An 18663-nucleotide genomic window follows, 5' to 3' on the forward strand; every position below is an offset into this window, starting at 1 on the left:
GCGAGGGCCGATTTTTGTTCCTTTACCAGTCACCGGGCGTCACCGTGCCGTTCTTCAGCGGGATGAGGGTGTAGGTGAAGCCGTTGTATACCTCGTTGCCGGACTCGTCGGTGCGACCGGGGAGGAGGTTGTAGTTGCGGCGGTTAAGAAAGACTTTGGAGCTGTTGTCGATCGCCGCGAAGTGATATCCACTTTTGGCGGGGACGCTTAAGAAATATCCGTTTTCCCGTTCTTTAGCGGTCATGTTACTAAGATTCCACTCGTAATAGTATTTTGCATTACTAAGCATGAGCTCAGCCCCGTCAACCTCGTTTGCAACGTGCATACGGGCATACCTGTGTTCAAGGCTGATGACGGCAGGGACGCCGGGAGAGAAGCTATCGCTACCTGTCATCACGTCTGTGGTATAGCCCAGAGAGAGGATGCCATCAACGGGGATGCTTGTGCCCAGATAGTATGCTTCGAACCGGACTTTTGCATCGGTGGTGCCGTCGGCAAGGGCTTCGGCGGGCCAACGGGGGTGGCGTTTGAAGCCGGAGAAATTAATGGGTCCGCCAATGGCAGGCTTGATGCCGGAGGTATTGAGGTCTATAGAGTCCTGCACACTGAGGGGAGACCACCCGGCACCGTTGTAGCGGAGGGCGGAGATATAGGTTTTATTCGCTTGGGTGCCTCCGGCAGGTGTCCAATCGAAACCGACGTGGAGCCAGATGACATCGCCCGTTTCCCACTGCGCGGCGTCGGGGGTCTGGACGGCACGGGTGGCAGGGAGGGTGGCTCCGGCAGTGTATGCCGGGCGGGGACCGATGGTGATGCTCAGTTCCCGGGGGGCGGACGTGACGGGCGCCGGCACGGGGTCGTTGTCTGTGGTGCAGCTCCAGGTCAGCAGGACGAGGAGGAGTACGGCGGCGGTGGAAAGGAGTTTATGTTTCATATCGTTATTACGTTTTAATGTGAATGGATGGGTTATTTAAGAGTATTCCGGGTAAAGTACAAGACTGGCCATGTTCCGTCGCCTGCTAACCAGAAGTTGACTGGACTTACAGACGCAGACTTGGAGATGTCGATACCATAGGCGGGCGTGGCGTCGGGGTCGTAACCAGTGATGGTACCGGGCGCCGAATAGGATCTACTCATGAGTTGGAGTATATCGCCCTTTCCAGGGTTGATATTGCAGATAAGACGTGCTGTATTTCCGCAATTGGATGTGCCTTTACCACCGACGCCGGCGCCGTAGCAGCAATCTACATTACCGCCGCTCATGAATCCGACGATAGCGCCAATATTGCCGATGGTTATCCCTTTAGTGCTGGCTGTAGCGGTGCCGCGGGCATAGCAACTATTGAGTAGTCCTCCATAGTGTCCATAGTGACGGCCTACCAATCCTCCGGCATAGATATTGATGTCTTCTGTTTCAGATGTAACGGAGACATCACCTTCAGCTATACAACAGTAGATAGTGGAGCCAGAATCATTCGAATTATACCCGGCAATTCCTCCAGCATATATAGAGTTACTTTCAGATGTATTTACCTCCATAGTGACGCTGCCGATGGCGTGGCAGGCAAATAGTAGGCCATTGGAGTTTCTTCCTGTTATTCCTCCGGCGTATGCTGAACTTTGTCCTGATAGTCTTATGCGATCTACTATTATCTTGACGTCCGTCCGGCAACGGGTAATAGTACCATTGTTAGTTCCCGCTAATCCGCCGACATTTGGGTCAAATTTGCTCGTATTGATTTTCCCCTGAGCGGAGCATAGGGAAACAGTGGAAGCACTACCATTAAATCCAACGAGGGTTCCGACATTTATTGCATTGCCTGATATTATCTCCACCTTGCGCAGGTGAATGCCGGTCAGCAGAGCACCGCCGTCTGTTATCCCGAAAAGGCCGGCAGCTGATCCATTTTGCGCATTATTGATTTTCAGATTGGAGATAGTGTATCCGTTACCGTTATAAATGCCGGTAAATGGCCGAAGTTCAGACAGGTACTGCATACCGATAGGCTTCCAATCGTCAATGCCACCCAAGTCGATGTCCGCCGTTTGCAGGGCATTGAGGTTCTGCTGTCCGTTATTCACATCGTCAGCAAAACGCTTGAGGTCGTCGGCATTGCGGATAATTCGGAATATTTTACCGTTGAAGGTCACGGTGGGTAGTTCGCCTTCCGTCCAAGGCACGTCAATAGTGGGCATCCCCACTTCAACGCCGGTTTCGCGCACGGTGACGGGATAAGTGTACATCGTGTTGGCAGCGTAGGCATCGGTTGCGGGGATGGTGCCGGTGTATTCCTTGCCATTCACGGTGACCACTATCGTGCGAGGGGTGGAATTTGCATCCTGCGGGATAAGCAGGGCGGTGTAGCTGGCGTCCGTTCCATCTGCCGCCACCCCCGATTTCAGCGCACGAACAGACCCGGCGGGGCTAACCAATTTATTTATAGAACCATCACGCATATCGAAACTTCCTTCTTCGGGGAAGCCTGCCAGTCGTACATCCGTCAGCGTACCGCCGGACAGCCCCAATCCGAGGGTGATATCGAACTTGACTTTGCTCATCAGGTGGTGAAATACGAGGACGACGAGATTATTGCCGCGGGGAACGCCCTCGAATTTACTGTAGAGGGGGTCGAGCGCGAGCTGTTTTTCGACGGTGGTCTGGTCGGTGGTGTTCAGGGTGAGGATATAATTGTCGTCAGGGGCTTTGCTCGTGTGCCAAGCGATGATGTCCACCGCTGTGTTTTGCGGGTAATACATCGGCGTGCCGTCGGCAGGGGTCAGTGCTCCGTCCTCCGGGTTTACGTTGTGAAGCACGTTGGCACGGCCGGGGACGAGGTCGTCGGGCAGCGTGCCGCCGGGGGTGAGCATGGAGATGCTCACGACGTCGCCCGCGGTCCACACGGTGTTGCCATCGGGGCCGAGGGCTGTGCGGGTGGCAGGTGACGAGCCACCGGTATTCGTATGCGGCGGCAAAGCGGTGGGTTGCACCACGGCTGTAAATGCCGCGGGGATGCGGCTGTCGGCGTCGTTGCCACCCGGTTCTTCCTTGCTGCACGATGCCAGCATCATGGCCGGAAGCGCCGCGAGCAGCAGGAGTTTCTTGCAATTTGCTATTGTCATATCATTGCTTTTTTAATTATTACTTATCAGTTTCCAATGTTGTCAGTCTGCCACCACGGGACTGCCGTTGACGGGATTCCAGTCGGTAATCGTGGCGGAGAGTACCGCACCCGTGGGCGTTTCCACCACCGCGCCGTCCAGCGTGACGGGCATGTGCTTGTCGGTATTGAATGCGGCGAGTGCCGTGGAAAGGTCGCTGTCGAGGGTGACGGGGGTGGGGGTGTCGCCGGTAAAGCGGATTTTGGCGTTTAGCCTCTGTTGCCCGTCCGCTACACCCAGCAGCCGTACGGTAGCCGACCATTTCCCGGTATTCGCGCCGTCAGTTATCTTCGTGAACGCCAGTGCCACGTTCGAGGGGGCAGTACACGTTCCGGCGTCTATGTCCAGCGTTCCGGCAACGCCGGAAAGCGTGCCTTCGATGCTTTCGATTTTACCCGCCGTGCCTCCCGCGGGTTCGATAACGAGCGTGAGTTGGCGCGTTTGTTGGTGCGCGACCACCGTGACGGTATGTTCTTTGTCCTTCTCTATCGCGACATTCGTGACGCCGGCGTGCAGCCATCCCGGGGTGGCGTGTATGAATGTTCCGGTCTGTCCCGCGGGGGTGGCAGCCGCTGCCGCGGTCGCCACGGTGCCGTTCACGGTGATGGCGTCCGGCGTGTTGTGGACGACGAGGCGGTAGTTGCCCGGCTCGAAGAGGTGGTCTACCGTGACCGTCGTGCCGCTTACCGTCGCGGAATATTCGCCCACCTTCACCGTGTAGGTGGCGGGGATACCGGTACCTGCCGAGCAGTCGTGCCACTCGGTCACGAGCGTGATTCGTCCGCTGTCGGGGTGCGGGGTATCGTGAATCGGGTCTTTCACGTCGCATCCGCCGAGGAGCAGGGCGGCGCACCCGAGTCGTGTGATGATTGTTTTTGTTGTCATAGGTTGTTTTTAGTTCGTCGAAAAAGTTTCATGAAGCTGTTTTTATATATAAGTGTTTTGTTCGCCGGGATAGCACCGCGTGCGGTGGTTCGAGAATGTAAAACTAAGTAAAAATAGAATCCACGGGGAGACAATTCAACAAAATATCACTTGCCAAATCGTAATAAGGGTATTTTTTTTCACTTGCCAAATCGTAATTTGGTGCAAAAAGGTAAAAACGCTCAATTTTGGGCTATAATAGTCGTTTTTTGACAAAAACGCGATGTATTTGAAGCGTGGATGTGTTTGCTGCCTGCCCGATAGCCATGACAGTGCTTGTACCCGTGCTTGTGTGAACCCGGAAAAGCGTCGAGCTGTCTGATTAACTAAATATGTTGTCGTAATGACGTTGTTATAACCTGCCTATAGCAGGTTATGAGCAGGTTTTAAGCAGGTTATGGGCAGGTTATGAAGGTTCCTAGCCCTTTGGTGGCGCGGGTTTCGAGAGGGTAAAACGGGAAAAAAAGTGTAAGTTGCTATAAAACAGAGTAATGTGTATTGTGTTTATTTTGGGTAATGTTGGGTTAAAATTAGACAAGTATTGTAAAAACAACACAAAAGCATATTGATGTATTCATTGTTTTGTAATCTGATTGTTTTAATATTGCATCATGGTGTCGTTTGAAAAAAGAGGGCAAACGCAAGTTGCAGTGAAGATCCTTCAATCTAAAATAGACCGGAAAAGAAGCCGGGATACCGCCACCTTCAGCAATATCCCGGCTTTCCCGCTTCAGCGGCACGTTCATTTTCAATTTTCAATTTTCAATTTTCAATTGTCTCCCATCCTCCCCCGAGTGCCGAGTACAGACTGACCACGGAGAGGAGTTCGTCGCGGACGGCGTTGTTGAGGCTGATTTGGGCGTCGAAGTAACCGCGCTGGGCGTCGAGGACGTCGAGGTAGCTGATGACTCCGTTGATGTATTGCAGGGTGGCGAGTTCCATGTACGAGCGGGCGGCTTGTTCGAGCCGGGAGCGCGACTCGCGGATTTCGCGTATCTTGTAGAAGGTGGTGAGGGCGTTGTCGACTTCCTTGAATGCCGTGAGGACGGTTTGCTGGTAGTTGTACGTTTCAGCCTCCAGCGCGGCACGGGATGCCTTGAGTTTTGCCCGGTTGTTCCCGGCGTTCAGCAAGGGCGCGAGCAGTTTGCCGCCGACGTAAAAGTAAGGGGCGGAAAGAAAGTCGCTTAATTCACCTGCCTCGCGTCCGTAGCGGGCGGTGAGCGTCAGTTGCGGGAACATACTGGTGTAGGCGATACCGACCTTCGCGTTGGCTGCCTTCAGCTTGTATTCAGCCTGCCGCAAGTCGGGGCGGCGTTCCAGCAGGGTGGAGGGCAATCCCACGGGCAATTCGTGAGTCAGCGTTTGTTCGTCGATGTTCTTGCCGCGGGGAATGCGACCGGGGTAGTGTCCCGTGAGCAGGGAAATATCGTTTTCTTTCAGGCGTATTTTTCGCTCGAGGTCGGGTATGAGGGTGCGGGTCTTGGCAAGCTCCACTTCCGCCTGACGGTAAGCCGTTTCGGAAGTCAGTCCACCCTCGAAACGCAATTTGGCGAGGCGCACGCTTTCGACACGGGCGTCGTAGGTCTGCCGCACGATGCTCAGTTCCATGTCTAATGCCTGTAACTCGAAATAGGCTTGTGCCACTTGCGCCACGAGTGTCATTTGCATGGCTCGTTGTCCTTCCACGGTCTGGAGGTAGGCGGCAAGGCTGGCTTGTGAACCCCAGCGGAGTTTGCCCCAAAGGTCGAGTTCCCACGAGAGAACGGCTTCCGCGTTGAAAGTGTTGCCGGGGGAACGGTCGTATTCCCGTTCCGCCAGTCCGTCGGCACTGAGTTGCGGGAATAGTTTGGATTTTTCCACGCGGTGGGCGAAGCTGCTCTCTTTTACCCGTGCCGCCGCTGCCAGTAAATCCTTGTTATACGAGAGCGTGGTGCGTATCAGGCCTTGCAGCACGGTGTCCGTGTATATCTCCGGCCATTGGATGTCGGCGACCGTCCGCGTACCGGTGGCGGGCGTGTCGGCAATCTGTTCCGGCAGATCGAGTTCCGGTCGGGTGTATTCTTTGCCCAGCTTGCAGGAGGAAAAGAAGGTAGCTCCGACGAGGAAGAGGAGGGTTATGGTTGTATATTGTTTCATGGTGGTGTTTTTTAGTTTATAAGGTTTATAAAGTTTATAAGGTTCATAAGGTTCTATGGACCCCTGCGGGGCGCTTTGTCTACGGCAGCTTTCGCTGCCGTTAAACATTGTCCGAAGGACACCCGTCACTTTATGAACCTTATAAACTTTACGAACTCTCATCGTTTTTTCATTTTATGAACAACTTTTTCTATTTGCACGAAGAAGAACGGCACGAGGACGATACCCACGGTAATGGCGACGAGCATACCGAAGAAAATTCCGGTACCGATGGAGTGGCGGCTGGCTGAGCCGGGGCCGCTGGCGAGCACCATGGGGAGCATGCCCAGCACGAACGCGAGGGATGTCATCAATATGGGACGGAAGCGGGCACGCGCGGCAGTGAGTGCGGCGGTGACGGCACCGACTCCTTTGTCCACCTCTACTTTGGCAAATTCGACGATTAGGATGGCGTTTTTGGCGGCAAGACCGATCAGGGTTACCAACCCGATTTGGAAGTAGACGTCGTTTTCCAACCCGAACACCCACACGCCGAGGTACGCGCCCAAGGCGGCTATCGGCAGGGAGAGCAGCACGGCGACAGGCACCAGCCAACTCTCGTAGAGGGCGGCAAGGAAGAGGAACACGAAGATGAACACGAGTGCCATGACCATTCCGGTTTGTCCTTCTGCCTTTTTCTCTTGGAAGGACAGACCGCTCCACTCGAGCCCGATGTTGTCGGGGAGGTGCTGGCGGGCAATCCGTTCTATCGCCCGCATGGCGTCACCGGAGCTGTACCCGGGGGCTGCCTCGCCGTTCACGATGGCGTTCGTGAACATGTTGAAACGGCGGATGGAGCCGGGACCCGTGGTGTATTGCGGGGCACCGAGCGCGGTGAGGGGAACCATGTCGCCCGCGGAGGTCTTGACGAAGAACATGTTCAGGTTTTCCTTGTGCATCCGGTAGGGTGCCTCGGCTTGCAGGTACACTTTGTATACCCGGTTGAACATGTTGAAATCGTTGACGTATACCGAACCCGTGTACGCTTTCATGGTCGAGAATATATCCGCCAGCGGGATGCCGAGCAGTTGGGCTTTATCGCGGTCGACGTCGAAGTATAACTGCGGGATTTCCGCTTGCAGGGAGGAGGATACCCCGGCGAGAGCCTTGTCTTGTGCTGCGTATTTGAGCAAGGTGTCAACGGCGTCGACGAGGTTCTCGAAGGTGGCGCCGTTGCGGGCTTCCACTTGCAACTCGAAACCGCCGGACGCGCCCAAGCCGGGAATGATGGGCGGCGTGGAAAGGAATACCTGTGCTTCCGGGTACTTGAAGAATTCGGTGCGGATGTCGTCCATGACTTCTTTGAGGGACATATCGCCTTTCTTGCGTTCTTCCCACGGCTTGAGGATGACGGTCAGTTCGGCGCGCGATTGTGCCGTACCGACGCGGGGGCTGCTTCCCGTCACGTTCTGCACGTGGGCGACGGCGGGATGCTGCTTGATATATTCTATGGCCCGGTCGGTCACCTTACGCGTGCGTTCGAGCGTGGCGCCTTCCGGCAGTGCCAGTTCCACTTTGAAATACCCTTGGTCTTCCTCGGGTAGGAAACTGCCGGGAATTACCCGGTTAAGCACGAAGATAAAGACGATGGCGATGCCGAACCCGGCGACGATGCGGCGGGGGTGGGCGAGTGCCCGTTGCAGGAGGTGGATGTATTTGTGGTTACCGCGTGCCAACCAATCGTTGATTTTGCGGAACACGTAGCCTTTTTTGCCCGTGGAGGGGCGCAACAGCAGGGCGCACATGGCGGGGCTGAGCGTTAATGCCACGACCAGTGATATGAGCACGGACACGACGATAGTGATGGCAAACTGGCGGTAGAGCATCCCCGTGATGCCGGGCAGGAAGCTCACTGGCACGAACACGGCACCCAGCACGAGCGAGGTGGCGACGAGCGCTCCCGTCAGTTCTTTCATGGCTTTACCCGTTGCCTCGCGGGGGGACAGTCCTTCTTCTTCCATGATACGTTCCACGCCCTCGACGACGACGATGGCGTCATCGACGACGATACCGATAGCGAGTACCAGACCGAGCAGCGTCAGCATGTTGATGGAGAACCCGAACGCCAGCATGAACCCGAAGGTGCCGACCAGCGACACTGGAACCGCCACGAGCGGGATAAGGGATGCCCGCCAGCTTTGCAGCGACAGGAACACGACGAGAATCACGAGGAACAGTGCCTCGAACAAGGTTTTGTACACCTCGTGGATGGACTCGGCGATGTAGGTGGTGACGTCGAACGGTATGTTGTATTCCAAGCCCTCGGGGAAGTCGCGGCTGATTTCTTCCATGGCTTTTTTCACGTTGTCGGCAACTTCCATGGCGTTGGCGCCGGGGAGCATGAAGATGCCGAGAATGGCGGCGTTCTCGCCATTGAGTCCGCTCTCCGTGTTGTAGGAACTCGCTTCCAGCGATACCCGCGCGATGTCCCGCAGGCGGATGATGGAACCGTCGGGGTTTGCCCGCACGACGATGTCTTCGAATTCTTCGACGGAGGACAGACGCCCGGGGGCGGTAATCGGGATGGTGATGTCGACGCCCGTCATGGGTTGTTGTCCCAGCACGCCCGCTGCCGACTCGCGGTTCTGGTCTTTAAGCACGTTTTGCAGGTCTTTGATGGTCAGCCCGAAGTTCGCCATACGGTCGGGGAGTATCCATATCTGCATGGCGTAGTAACGGCTGCCGATGTTGGATACCCGTCCCACGCCGGGGATACGTTTCAGCACGTCGAGCACGTTCATCGTGGCGAAGTTACTGAGGTATATTTCGTCGAAGCGGGGGTCTTCGGAGGTGAGCGCGAGTGTCATTAACTGGCTGGCGGATTGTTTTTCCACCTTGATGCCGTTTTGCACGACTTCGGCGGGGAGGCGCGATTCTGCCAGTTTCACCCGGTTCTGCACGTCCACTGCCGCCAGTTCGGCGTCGGTGGAGATGTCGAAAGTGATGGTGATGGACAAGCCTCCCGAGTTGGAACTGCTCGATTCCATGTATAGCATACCCGGCGTACCGTTCAACTCCTGCTCGATGGGTGTCGCCACGGCTTGTGACACGGTGACGGCACTTGCCCCGGGGTAAGATGCCGAGATTTTAACCACGGGCGGAGTGATTTGCGGGTATTGGTCAACGGGCAGCTGAAACAAACCGATGACGCCGACGATGACAATCAGTATGGAAAGTACCGCCGAGAAGATGGGGCGGTCGATAAAGAAGCCCGGTTTCATGGTTGTACCTCCTCTTCTTCTTTAATAGCGGCGTTGACCGGGTTCACGAGTGCTCCCGGGGTCAGCTTGTGGTAGCCTTCTATCACGACCAGTTCGTCGGGTCCCAGTCCGCGTTCCACGACGGTGGTGTTGTTCACCTCGGGACCTATTTCGATAAAGCGCTTTTCTGCCGTGCTATCCCTGCGCACGACGTAGATGTAGGCGCCGCCTTTCTCTATAATGACCGCTTTGGTGGGTACGACGATGGCGTTTTCCCGCACGTCGAGCAGTAGTTTCACTTTCGTGAATTGCCCCGGCAACAGCCTGCGTTCGGGGTTGGGTAATTCGGCACGCACGCCGAAAGTTCCCGTCTTCGGGTTTACCTGCGGGTCGGCGAAATCGACGATACCCGTCAGCGGGTAGACCGAGTTGTCGGCAAGGGTGATGGTCACGCTGGGTTGCCATGACCGGTTGACGTCTTTCTCCCCGAGGGTGACGTTGCGTTTTTGCCCTTTCAGGTAGTCGAGAGCCGGAAGGCTGAAGTCCACGAGCACCTCGTCGCTCTCCACGACAGTTGCCAGTTGGGATTTTCCGCCGGGACCGACAAGTGAACCGATGTCGGCGTAACGCTCGCTGATATACCCGTCGATGGGGGAGCGGACGGTGGTGTAGTCCAGTTCCAATTCCGCCTGTTTGAGGTCGGCCTCGCTCATGGCGACGTTTGCCTTGGCACTCTCGAGGGCGGCGACGGCGTTGTCCAAATCCAACTGGCTGGCGGCTTTCTGCTCGTACAACGGGCGCAACCGTTCCTCGTCACGTTCCGACTTGGCAGCCTGCGCCCGGTCTTTTGCCAGTTGCGCCTTTGCCTTGTCCACCCGTGCCCGGTACAAGTCGCTGTTTATCTTGAACAGGGGTTGTCCCCGCTTCACGCGTTTCCCTTCCTCGAAAAGCATCGCTTCGAGGTAACCTTCCACGCGCGCCCGGATTTCCACCGCACTTTTGGCGCGGATTTGCCCCACGTATTCACCGTAAATTTCTACATTGTCTGTTCCCGCTTTCTCTACCGTCACTATTTGCCGCACGGGTTCCTGCTTGTCTTTACACGCCCCGAACGCGACTGTTATCGCGAGAACTGTTACTGCATGTCTTACCTTCATATTCCTTATGGTTTTCATTTTGGCTTATTCTATTGAAAATTGTGTGCTAGTTTGTACGTTAAAATGTAAAAATAGGTTATTTTGTTGATAGACAATAAGTATTTTTCTTTTTTCCCTTGTCATGCTCCGAAAACGTAAATCGGGATATCGTGGAATTTTGCCACGGGGTGGGGAATATTCTTACCACAAGTGGAGGTGTGTCAAAACACACCTCCAGTTTATAAAGTTTATAAGGTTGAGCCTTCCGCTCTTAAAGTTCATAAAGTCAATTAATCATAAATCGTAAATAATGAATCATAAATTAATAACTCCCGAAGCTGAATGTCCCGATGCTTTCGTACACGATGCTGAGGATGCCCACGCAAAGGATACCGGCGCTACAAGCGAGTAAGCTGACGCGGGTGTATCCGTCGGAGCGGAATGATTCGATCGGCATCTCGCTCTTGTTGATGAACATGGCTTTTATCACGCGGAGATAGTAATAAAGCGAGATTACCGTGTTTATCAACGCGACAAATACCAACACGTAATATCCCTGTTCGGCGGCGGCAGCGAAGATGAAGAACTTGCTGAAGAATCCGGCGAACGGGGGGATACCTGCCAGCGAGAAGAGGGCAAGCATCATCACGAAACTGAGGCGGGGATTCGTGGAATAAAGCCCGTTGTAGTCGTCAATGGTGAGTTTGCCGGAGCGATGTTCCACGATAGCGATCACGCCGAATGCGGCGAGGTTGGAAAGCATGTATACCAGCACGTAGTACACCAATCCCGTCATACCCATTGCCGTGCCGCTGATGATGCCCAGCATGATGTATCCGGCTTGCGATATGGAGGAGTAAGCGAAGAAACGTTTCAGGTTCTGCTGCCGTAGCGCGAAGAAGTTTGCCAACGTGATGGAAGCGATGATAATCCAGTAGAGGATGCTTTGCCATTCATTCGCGAGTGGGGCGAATACTTTGTACAGGATTGCCATAAACACGAAGGCTGACGAACCTTTGGATATCACGGAGAGATATGCGGTGACACTTGTCGGGGCTCCCTCGTAAACGTCGGGCGTCCACTGGTGGAAGGGTACAAGCGAGAGTTTGAAACCGAGTCCCACGAAGAAGAACACGAACGCCATGAGCTGGATGAGGCTGCCGTTGAGTCCGGCGGGGATGTCCTCGAAATAGAGGGTTCCCGTGGTTCCGTATATCAGGGATATACCGTAGAGCGACAGTCCGGAAGCGAACACGGCGGTAAGAATGTATTTCGCGCCTGCCTCGGCGGATTTTTGCTTGTACTTGTCGAACGCGGCGAGGCAAGCCATAGGGATGGATGCCGTTTCCAGTCCGATGAAGAACATCAGGAAGTTGCCGGCGGAGATCATGAAATACATACCCAGTAAGGTTGCGAGGGTAATCATGTAAAATTCACCCCGGCGGATGATGGTGCGTTCGCTGGCGAGCCAGTTATTCGCCTGCATGAAGACAATCAACGTTCCGATGTTGAGGATGGTCTTCATGATACTACCCATGGGCAGGTTGTGATACATCCCCCCGAAAGCACTGATCTCGACGTTGGGCGAGAGGTTCAGCAGGGTATGGATTCCCACGAGTATGCAAGCGATAGGCTGAAAGTATTTCAGGCTTTTCGGGGAACCGAATATATCATAAACGAGGAGTATAACGATCACCGCGATGAGTGATACTTCCTCTTTCATTAGTAAGAAATTAGCGTAAACCATGTTGAATTGAGTTTATAAAGTTCATAAGGTTCATAAGGTTTATAAAGTTCGTGAGGTTCATGAAGTATTATATTTTCGGTAACTTTATGAACTTTATAAACTTTATGAACCTTATAAACCATATTAAATTTTAATATAACATCGTGATTACCGATTGTAATGATCCGCTGATCATGTCGGACAACCACAGGGGAGCCAGACCGATACCCGCGATGGCGATGATGAGCACGATGGTGGAAAAGCGCTCGTACCAGACGGCATCGGTGAGGGCGAGGTGGTGGTCGTTGACCACTTTCCCGTAAAGCAGTTTGCCGACAACCCGCAGGATGTACACCGCCGTGATGACGATGGACGTGCAGGCGATGAGCGTGAATACCCGGTGGAACGTGTCCGTGTTCTGGAACGCGCCGACGAATACGGTCATTTCCGCCACGAATCCGCTTAATCCCGGTAACCCGAGGGAAGCCAGACCGGCGATCACGTAACAGACACCGAGGAACGGCATGATACGCATCAATCCGCCCATCTCCCGGATGTCACGCGTGTGGGTACGTCCGTAGATCATACCGATAAGCGCGAAGAAGAGGGCTGTCATCAAACCGTGAGAGAGCATTTGCAGGACGGCTCCCGTCATGGCAGTCCGGTTCAGCATCAGTATGGCGAACAACACCAGTCCGCAGTGGCTCACCGAGGAGTAGGCGTTGATATATTTCAAGTCGGTTTGCACGATGGCGGAATAAGCACCGTAGACCACGCTGATACCCGTGAGGATGATAAATATCCACGAGAGTTCTTTGGCGGCTTCCGGCATCAAGTAGATAGCAACCCGGAAACACCCGTATCCACCGAGTTTCATCAATACTCCGGCGTGGAGCATGGAAACGGCAGTGGGAGCGGAGGCGTGACCGTCGGGTGACCACGTGTGGAACGGGAACAAGGCTCCCAGTACGCCGAATCCCACGAATACAAGCGGGAAGAACCAGCGTTGCAACGCTACCGGCATGGCGTGGTTTTGTGCTATCTCGAGCAGGTTCATGGACGGCATGCCCGATGCGGCGGAGTGGAAGTATATTCCCAGTATTCCCACGAGCAACAGGGCGGAACCACCCATAAGCATGAGGGTTAATTTCATCGCGGCATATTCCTTTTTACCGCTGCCCCATACCCCGATCAACAGGTACATGGGAATCAACGCTACCTCGTAGAACATGAACATGGTAAAGAGGTCTATCGAGATAAAGAACCCGAATACCCCGACGGACAGGAGATAAAACCAGAGGAAGTATTCCTTTTGCAGAAATTCCATTTTCCACGAGGCGAATGTTCCGGTGAACACGATAATGGCAGAGAGTAGCAACATGGCTACCGATATGCCGTCCACCCCGACAGAATAATGAATATTTAACGGGGCATACCACACCGTGTCGGCGGTGAATAACATCTCGGCCGTGTTGCCGGCTCCTCGTTCTCCCAGATAAGCGAACACCAATCCCACGGCGAGAACCAACAACAGCGAGGCTCCCGTGGCAACCGCTACACGAATCTGTTGCAGGTTCTTCGAGAAGAAAAGCCCGCACATCGTGAGGATTGGTATTAGAACGAATAAGGATAAGAAGTTCATATTTATTAATTTTAGATTTCTTGATTTTAGATTATTTGAATGAGTCTATAAGGTCCATAAGGTCTGTAAGGTCCATAAGGTCCATAAGGTCTGTAAGGTCACAAGTGTCCTTCGGACAATATTTATCGGCAGCGTTGCTGCCGTAAGCAAAGCGCCCCGCAGGGGTCCATGGACTTTTGACCTTATGGACTTTACGGACTTTATAGACTATCATATTAATACCAGTATTAATATGAATACCGTACCGAGCAGGATCACGTAAGCGTATTGCTGTACCTGACCGGATTGTAAGCCGCGGATATTGTAAGATACCCATTGTGACATGGCGGCGAGGCCGTTGAGGGCGCCGTCGATGACATGGCGGTCGAACCAAGCGAGGGGACGGGAAATACAGTTGAAGATGACGCGCTTCGTGATGAAGAGGTACAATTCATCCATGTAGAACCGTCGGTATGCCGCGCGGTGCAGTCCGCCAAACGTCGTTGCCAGACGATCGGGTATCGGGTTGGGTTTCCGGTAGAAGAACGTTGCCAGCGCGATGGAGAGGCATGCCACGACGATACTGGTGATTGCTACCGTCCAGTCGAGGTGGATGATGTATTCCTGACCATTGCTGCTGACGAACTTACCGAAAGGTATAAATCCGGCAAAAAGGGTAACCGCGGCAAGGAACACGAGCGGCAGTGTCATGGACTTCGGCGCCTCGTGCGGGGTATGTTCGTGCGTGCTTTCTTTGCCCCAGAATATATTGTAATACAACCGGAACATGTAGAAAGCGGTGAGGGCGGCGATGAAGCTCATCACGACTCCCATGACCGGACTGAACATGAACGCGGCAGCGAGTATCTCGTCTTTACTGAAAAAGCCCGAGAACGGCGGAATACCCGATATGGCAAGGCATGCCACGAGGAACGTGATGTGTGTCACGGGCAGGTACTTGCGCAGACCGCCCATGTGGCTCATCTCGTTGCTGTGCACGGCATGGATGATAGCACCCGCGCCGAGGAACAGGAGCGCCTTGAACATGGCGTGCGTGAACAGGTGGAACATGGAAGCCATGTATCCCAACCCGGCGTGACCGTCCATGCCGGAAACCCCGAGGGCAACCATCATGAAACCGATTTGTGATATCGTGGAGAAAGCGAGTACCCGCTTGATGTCTGTCTGCACGCAGGCAACGACGGCGGCATAGAGCGAGGTGACAGCCCCGACCACGGCTATGAGCACGAGTACATCCGGTGCTTCAAAGAAATAGACCGGGAATAGACGCGCCACGAGGAATACCCCGGCAACCACCATGGTGGCGGCGTGTATCAACGCGGACACGGGCGTCGGACCTTCCATGGCGTCCGGCAGCCAGATATGTAACGGGAACATGGCGGATTTTCCGGCACCACCCATGAATATCAGTGCCATCGCCCAACTCATGACGGAGCAACCCATGAAGGTGGTTCCGGCAGCCCCGGCGAAGATGGAGGTATCGCCGGAGGTGAGTATCTCGAACGAGAATGTTTTCGTGTAGAAGGATAATAACAGTATCCCGATAAGAAAGCCGAGGTCGGCGAACCGGGTGACGATAAAGGCTTTTTTGGAAGCCGCCACCGCCTCGGGTTTCGTGTAGTAGAACCCGATCAGCAGGTAGGAAGATACTCCCACCAGTTCCCAGAAGATATACATCTGGAAAATATTCGTGGCAACGACCAATCCCAGCATGGAGAAACTGAAAAGAGAGAGGAACGCGTAGTAACGTTGGAAACCTCTTTCCCCGTGCATGTAGCCCAAGCTGTATATATGTACCATGAGCGACACGGTGGTGATGACAACAAGCATCATGACCGAGATCGGATCGAGCAGAATACCGAGGTCTATGTGCAGGTATTGCGTGAAACGCAGCCATTCGAAATTAAACGGAATGACGGGAGCATGTATCCCGTCTACCCGCGGCATCGTGAAGTATTGCCACGCCGTGGTATAAGCCAGCAGGGCTGCCACGGCTATCGATAACGTCCCGATGTATCCGGCAACCGCGGACTTTAATCTCGTCCCCAGAAGCCCTAACGCCAGAAACGTTAGTAACGGTAGTATTAATATGAGTGCTGTATATTCCATGTTTTAATTTTAGATTTCTTGATTTATGATTTTAGATTGTTATTCGTAAATCGTAATTCATAAATTAATATTAGTGTTTCATCTCACTCAAATTCTTTACCTGTATATTCCGGATGTTCCGGTATATATTGATAATGATAGCTATTGCCACTGCCGTTTCGCAAGCGGATACCCCGATGGCGAACAGCGTGAAGAAAAAGCCTTCCATCTGATCGGGAAAGAGATAGCGGTTGAACACGGCGAAGTTAATATCTACCGAGTTTAGTATCAGCTCGATGGAGATCAATACTGCCAGCAGGTTTCTCCGGGTGATAAAACCGTAGATTCCCGCGAAAAGCATGATCGTGCTGATCACCAAGTAATATTCCATGTGTAGTTCCATATTCTAATTTTAGATTTATCGATTTTAGATTTTAGATTCCCGCCGCACGAGCTAACGCATGTTTCATCGTTTTCGTGCTATCATGATTCCACCGATGATACATGTCAGCAAAAGGATACTGATGGCCTCGAAGGGGAGGAGGTATTGGTATTTCTCCGTACCCATGAGGGCGTTTCCTATGACCTTCATGTTGATCTCGCCTCCCGTGAAACGGGACGGACCGAACGAGTGGGTCAACGTGATGTAGACGCATATAACAGCACCTGCCAGAGCCGTGAGCAGCCCGGCAAACATCTTGCTGTTTTTCAGTTTAGTGACCTTCGTCTTATCGACTGTTGTCAGCAATATCGAGAAGACGTACAAAATGATGATACCCCCGGCGTAGATCGTTAGTTGGACCGCACCGAGAAAGGAGTATTCCAGCTGGAAATATATACCGGCAGTGGCGAAAAGCACAAAAAGCAGGTATGTCGCCGATCTCAGGATCCGGTTGGTCGTCACGGTCAAGATTGAAAAGACAACGATAATCGATGCCAAGATGAAAAAGACCGTTTCTTGTAATTCTGCTGTACTCATGTATTAATTTTAGATTTATGATTTATGATTTATGATTTCCTCCCGCTTGCTATCACTTTTTTCATTTTCAATTTTCAATTCTCCATTTTCAATTGAATTGTCGTGAAGCATTTTCACCAGCTTATCTCTCGTGAATACCGCGTGTTCGAACGTGGGTACGAAGTGAATGGCGCCTTGCGGGCACATTTTCACACAGAGTTGGCAGAACATACAGCTACCCAGATCGTAGCGATATTTTACCAATACTTTTTTCTTTTTCCCAGCCTCGTCCGTGACGGATTCGGAAGTAATCTTGATCGTGCCGTTCGGGCAATTCATCTCGCAAATACCGCAAGCGATGCACTTGTGGTTACCGTGTTCGTCATGTGGCATCACCAGTTCACCGCGGAAACGGTCGAACATCTTCAATGTCGCCCGGTTCTCCGGGTACTGTTCGGTCGTTTTCTTGGTGAAAAACTCCCGGAGCGTTGCTTTCATTCCCGTCAGTAACGAGAACAAACCCTTGAAGAACGTGCTAAAATATCTTGCTATACTATTCATGATCTTTTCTTTAAAAATGTAGTTTGAATACCACCACGATGACCATAAGGAACAGGTTGAGCAGGTTGAGCGGCAGCAGATAGCGCCACTCCAACCGGAGCAACTGGTCGATGCGCAATCGCGGGAATGTCCATTTGAACCACATGATAATGAATATAATTACACCTGTTTTACCGAAGAACCAAACGATGGACGGAATGTAGTCCATGATTCGGTTGAAACTTTCCCAACCGGGAACGTGCAACGGCATCCAACCACCCAGAAACAACGTGGTTGCCACGGAAGCTACCACGAACATATTCAAGTACTCGGCAAGGTAAAAGAAGCCGAAGTGCATACCCGAATATTCGGTATGATACCCTGCCGTCAATTCGGAATCAGCTTCCGGTAAGTCGAAGGGACCCCGGTTCGTTTCGGCTGTTCCGGCAATCAGGTAAACGATAAACGCGATACATGCCGGGATATGTCCCTTGAAGAGCAGCCAGCCGTCAGCCTGTCCTTCCACTATGGTGGAGAGTTGCATACTTCCGGTAAAGACAACCACCGTGAGGATCGACAACCCGATTGACAATTCGTAGCTGATCATCTGCGCGCCGCTTCGCATGGCTCCGATCAACGAGTATTTGTTGTTACTGGCCCATCCGGCAAGCAGGATTCCCACGATACCGATGGATGAAACGGCGATCAGGAAGAATATTCCCACGTTGAAGTCTATCACGTGCAGTCCCTTGGCAAACGGGATACACCCGAAAGCAAGTACCGACGCGACGATCACCACGAAAGGAGCGAGGTTGAAAAGGAAGCGGTCAATATGGTTGATTTCTATCAATTCCTTGGTCAGCATCTTGATCATATCGGCGACACTCTGTATCGTCCCGTAAGGTCCTACGCGGTTCGGTCCGATACGGCATTGAAAAAAGGCACAAACTTTACGTTCCACGTAAATCAGTACCAACGCGATAAGGGCATACCCCAGCAACAGGCACAACCCGATGAGTATACACTCTACCAGTGTCGCCGCCGCTTGAGGAAGGTAACTTCTCAGAAGTTCATCTACCCAGTGTGTTATTGTTGCAAAGTCAAACATGTACTAA

The 18663-nt window shown here is 53.1% G+C and carries 14 protein-coding genes; 1 reads left to right on the plus strand and 13 read right to left on the minus strand.

Translation table 11 applies throughout. The annotated features are described in order from the left end of the window. Nucleotides 1–22: 22 nt before the first annotated feature. Genes ACK8P8_RS05520 through ACK8P8_RS05530 form a run of 3 tightly spaced genes read right to left on the minus strand, consistent with a single transcriptional unit; the run spans nucleotide 23 to nucleotide 3873 of the window. Nucleotides 23–934, minus strand: a complete 912-nt coding sequence (locus ACK8P8_RS05520) for a hypothetical protein (RefSeq protein WP_227215171.1) — start codon at nucleotides 932–934, stop codon at nucleotides 23–25. 32 nt (nucleotides 935–966) lie between these two features. Continuing rightward, the gene (locus ACK8P8_RS05525; protein ID WP_227215173.1) at nucleotides 967–3120 is read right to left on the minus strand and encodes a fimbrillin family protein; all 2154 of its coding nucleotides are present in this window, start codon (nucleotides 3118–3120) and stop codon (nucleotides 967–969) included. A 42-nt stretch (nucleotides 3121–3162) separates the two neighbouring features. After that, complete coding sequence (locus ACK8P8_RS05530) at nucleotides 3163–3873, minus strand: FimB/Mfa2 family fimbrial subunit (protein ID WP_317198004.1); 711 nt, start codon at nucleotides 3871–3873, stop codon at nucleotides 3163–3165. Here ACK8P8_RS05530 and ACK8P8_RS05535 point away from each other — a divergent pair. Beyond that, on the plus strand, nucleotides 3781–4155 hold the full coding sequence (locus tag ACK8P8_RS05535) for a hypothetical protein (RefSeq protein ID WP_317198005.1): 375 nt from the start codon (nucleotides 3781–3783) through the stop codon (nucleotides 4153–4155). The two genes, ACK8P8_RS05530 and ACK8P8_RS05535, sit on opposite strands and share 93 nt — an antisense overlap. Before the next feature lie 690 nt (nucleotides 4156–4845). Here ACK8P8_RS05535 and ACK8P8_RS05540 read toward each other — a convergent pair. From ACK8P8_RS05540 to nuoH, 10 genes are all read right to left on the minus strand, one after another. Next, nucleotides 4846–6219 (minus strand): efflux transporter outer membrane subunit, encoded by a 1374-nt coding sequence (locus ACK8P8_RS05540; RefSeq protein ID WP_227215177.1) that lies wholly within the window; start codon nucleotides 6217–6219, stop codon nucleotides 4846–4848. 158 nt (nucleotides 6220–6377) lie between these two features. Then, the gene (locus tag ACK8P8_RS05545) at nucleotides 6378–9479 is read right to left on the minus strand and encodes an efflux RND transporter permease subunit (RefSeq protein WP_227215179.1); all 3102 of its coding nucleotides are present in this window, start codon (nucleotides 9477–9479) and stop codon (nucleotides 6378–6380) included. Next, nucleotides 9476–10633: an efflux RND transporter periplasmic adaptor subunit gene (locus ACK8P8_RS05550; RefSeq protein ID WP_369860928.1), complete on the minus strand. Its 1158-nt coding sequence runs from the start codon at nucleotides 10631–10633 to the stop codon at nucleotides 9476–9478. Before ACK8P8_RS05550 ends, ACK8P8_RS05545 begins: the two co-directional genes overlap by 4 nt. Before the next feature lie 283 nt (nucleotides 10634–10916). Continuing rightward, on the minus strand, nucleotides 10917–12341 hold the full coding sequence (locus ACK8P8_RS05555; protein ID WP_227215183.1) for an NADH-quinone oxidoreductase subunit N: 1425 nt from the start codon (nucleotides 12339–12341) through the stop codon (nucleotides 10917–10919). A gap of 130 nt (nucleotides 12342–12471) precedes the next feature. Next, nucleotides 12472–13962, minus strand: coding sequence for a complex I subunit 4 family protein (locus tag ACK8P8_RS05560; protein ID WP_227215185.1), 1491 nt, complete (start codon nucleotides 13960–13962; stop codon nucleotides 12472–12474). 210 nt (nucleotides 13963–14172) lie between these two features. Next, nucleotides 14173–16071 (minus strand): NADH-quinone oxidoreductase subunit L, encoded by a 1899-nt coding sequence (gene nuoL, locus ACK8P8_RS05565; protein ID WP_227215187.1) that lies wholly within the window; start codon nucleotides 16069–16071, stop codon nucleotides 14173–14175. Between the two features lie 70 nt (nucleotides 16072–16141). Then, nucleotides 16142–16441, minus strand: a complete 300-nt coding sequence (nuoK, locus tag ACK8P8_RS05570; RefSeq protein ID WP_099292004.1) for an NADH-quinone oxidoreductase subunit NuoK — start codon at nucleotides 16439–16441, stop codon at nucleotides 16142–16144. 75 nt (nucleotides 16442–16516) lie between these two features. Further along, complete coding sequence (locus ACK8P8_RS05575) at nucleotides 16517–17029, minus strand: NADH-quinone oxidoreductase subunit J family protein (protein ID WP_099292005.1); 513 nt, start codon at nucleotides 17027–17029, stop codon at nucleotides 16517–16519. A gap of 15 nt (nucleotides 17030–17044) precedes the next feature. Beyond that, the gene (locus ACK8P8_RS05580; RefSeq protein WP_227215189.1) at nucleotides 17045–17569 is read right to left on the minus strand and encodes a 4Fe-4S binding protein; all 525 of its coding nucleotides are present in this window, start codon (nucleotides 17567–17569) and stop codon (nucleotides 17045–17047) included. Nucleotides 17570–17579: 10 nt separating this feature from the next. Then, a complete protein-coding gene (gene nuoH / locus ACK8P8_RS05585; RefSeq protein ID WP_099292006.1) occupies nucleotides 17580–18656 on the minus strand; it encodes an NADH-quinone oxidoreductase subunit NuoH in 1077 nt (358 codons plus the stop codon). Nucleotides 18657–18663 lie beyond the last annotated feature (7 nt).

It is taken from the genome of Butyricimonas muris (assembly GCF_046365375.1).
GTDB lineage: Bacteria > Bacteroidota > Bacteroidia > Bacteroidales > Marinifilaceae > Butyricimonas > Butyricimonas muris.

Bases quoted from the DNA above. Each gene is read 5' to 3' on its own strand.
- ACK8P8_RS05540 (WP_227215177.1), bottom strand. From the start codon at position 6,219: ATGAAACAATATACAACCATAACCCTCCTCTTCCTCGTCGGAGCTACC.
- ACK8P8_RS05550 (WP_369860928.1), bottom strand. From the start codon at position 10,633: ATGAAAACCATAAGGAATATGAAGGTAAGACATGCAGTAACAGTTCTC.
- nuoK (WP_099292004.1), bottom strand. From the start codon at position 16,441: ATGGAATATTACTTGGTGATCAGCACGATCATGCTTTTCGCGGGAATC.
- ACK8P8_RS05575 (WP_099292005.1), bottom strand. From the start codon at position 17,029: ATGAGTACAGCAGAATTACAAGAAACGGTCTTTTTCATCTTGGCATCG.
- ACK8P8_RS05525 (WP_227215173.1), bottom strand. From the start codon at position 3,120: ATGACAATAGCAAATTGCAAGAAACTCCTGCTGCTCGCGGCGCTTCCG.
- ACK8P8_RS05560 (WP_227215185.1), bottom strand. From the start codon at position 13,962: ATGAACTTCTTATCCTTATTCGTTCTAATACCAATCCTCACGATGTGC.
- nuoH (WP_099292006.1), bottom strand. From the start codon at position 18,656: ATGTTTGACTTTGCAACAATAACACACTGGGTAGATGAACTTCTGAGA.
- nuoL (WP_227215187.1), bottom strand. From the start codon at position 16,071: ATGGAATATACAGCACTCATATTAATACTACCGTTACTAACGTTTCTG.
- ACK8P8_RS05545 (WP_227215179.1), bottom strand. From the start codon at position 9,479: ATGAAACCGGGCTTCTTTATCGACCGCCCCATCTTCTCGGCGGTACTT.
- ACK8P8_RS05580 (WP_227215189.1), bottom strand. From the start codon at position 17,569: ATGAATAGTATAGCAAGATATTTTAGCACGTTCTTCAAGGGTTTGTTC.
- ACK8P8_RS05555 (WP_227215183.1), bottom strand. From the start codon at position 12,341: ATGGTTTACGCTAATTTCTTACTAATGAAAGAGGAAGTATCACTCATC.
- ACK8P8_RS05520 (WP_227215171.1), bottom strand. From the start codon at position 934: ATGAAACATAAACTCCTTTCCACCGCCGCCGTACTCCTCCTCGTCCTG.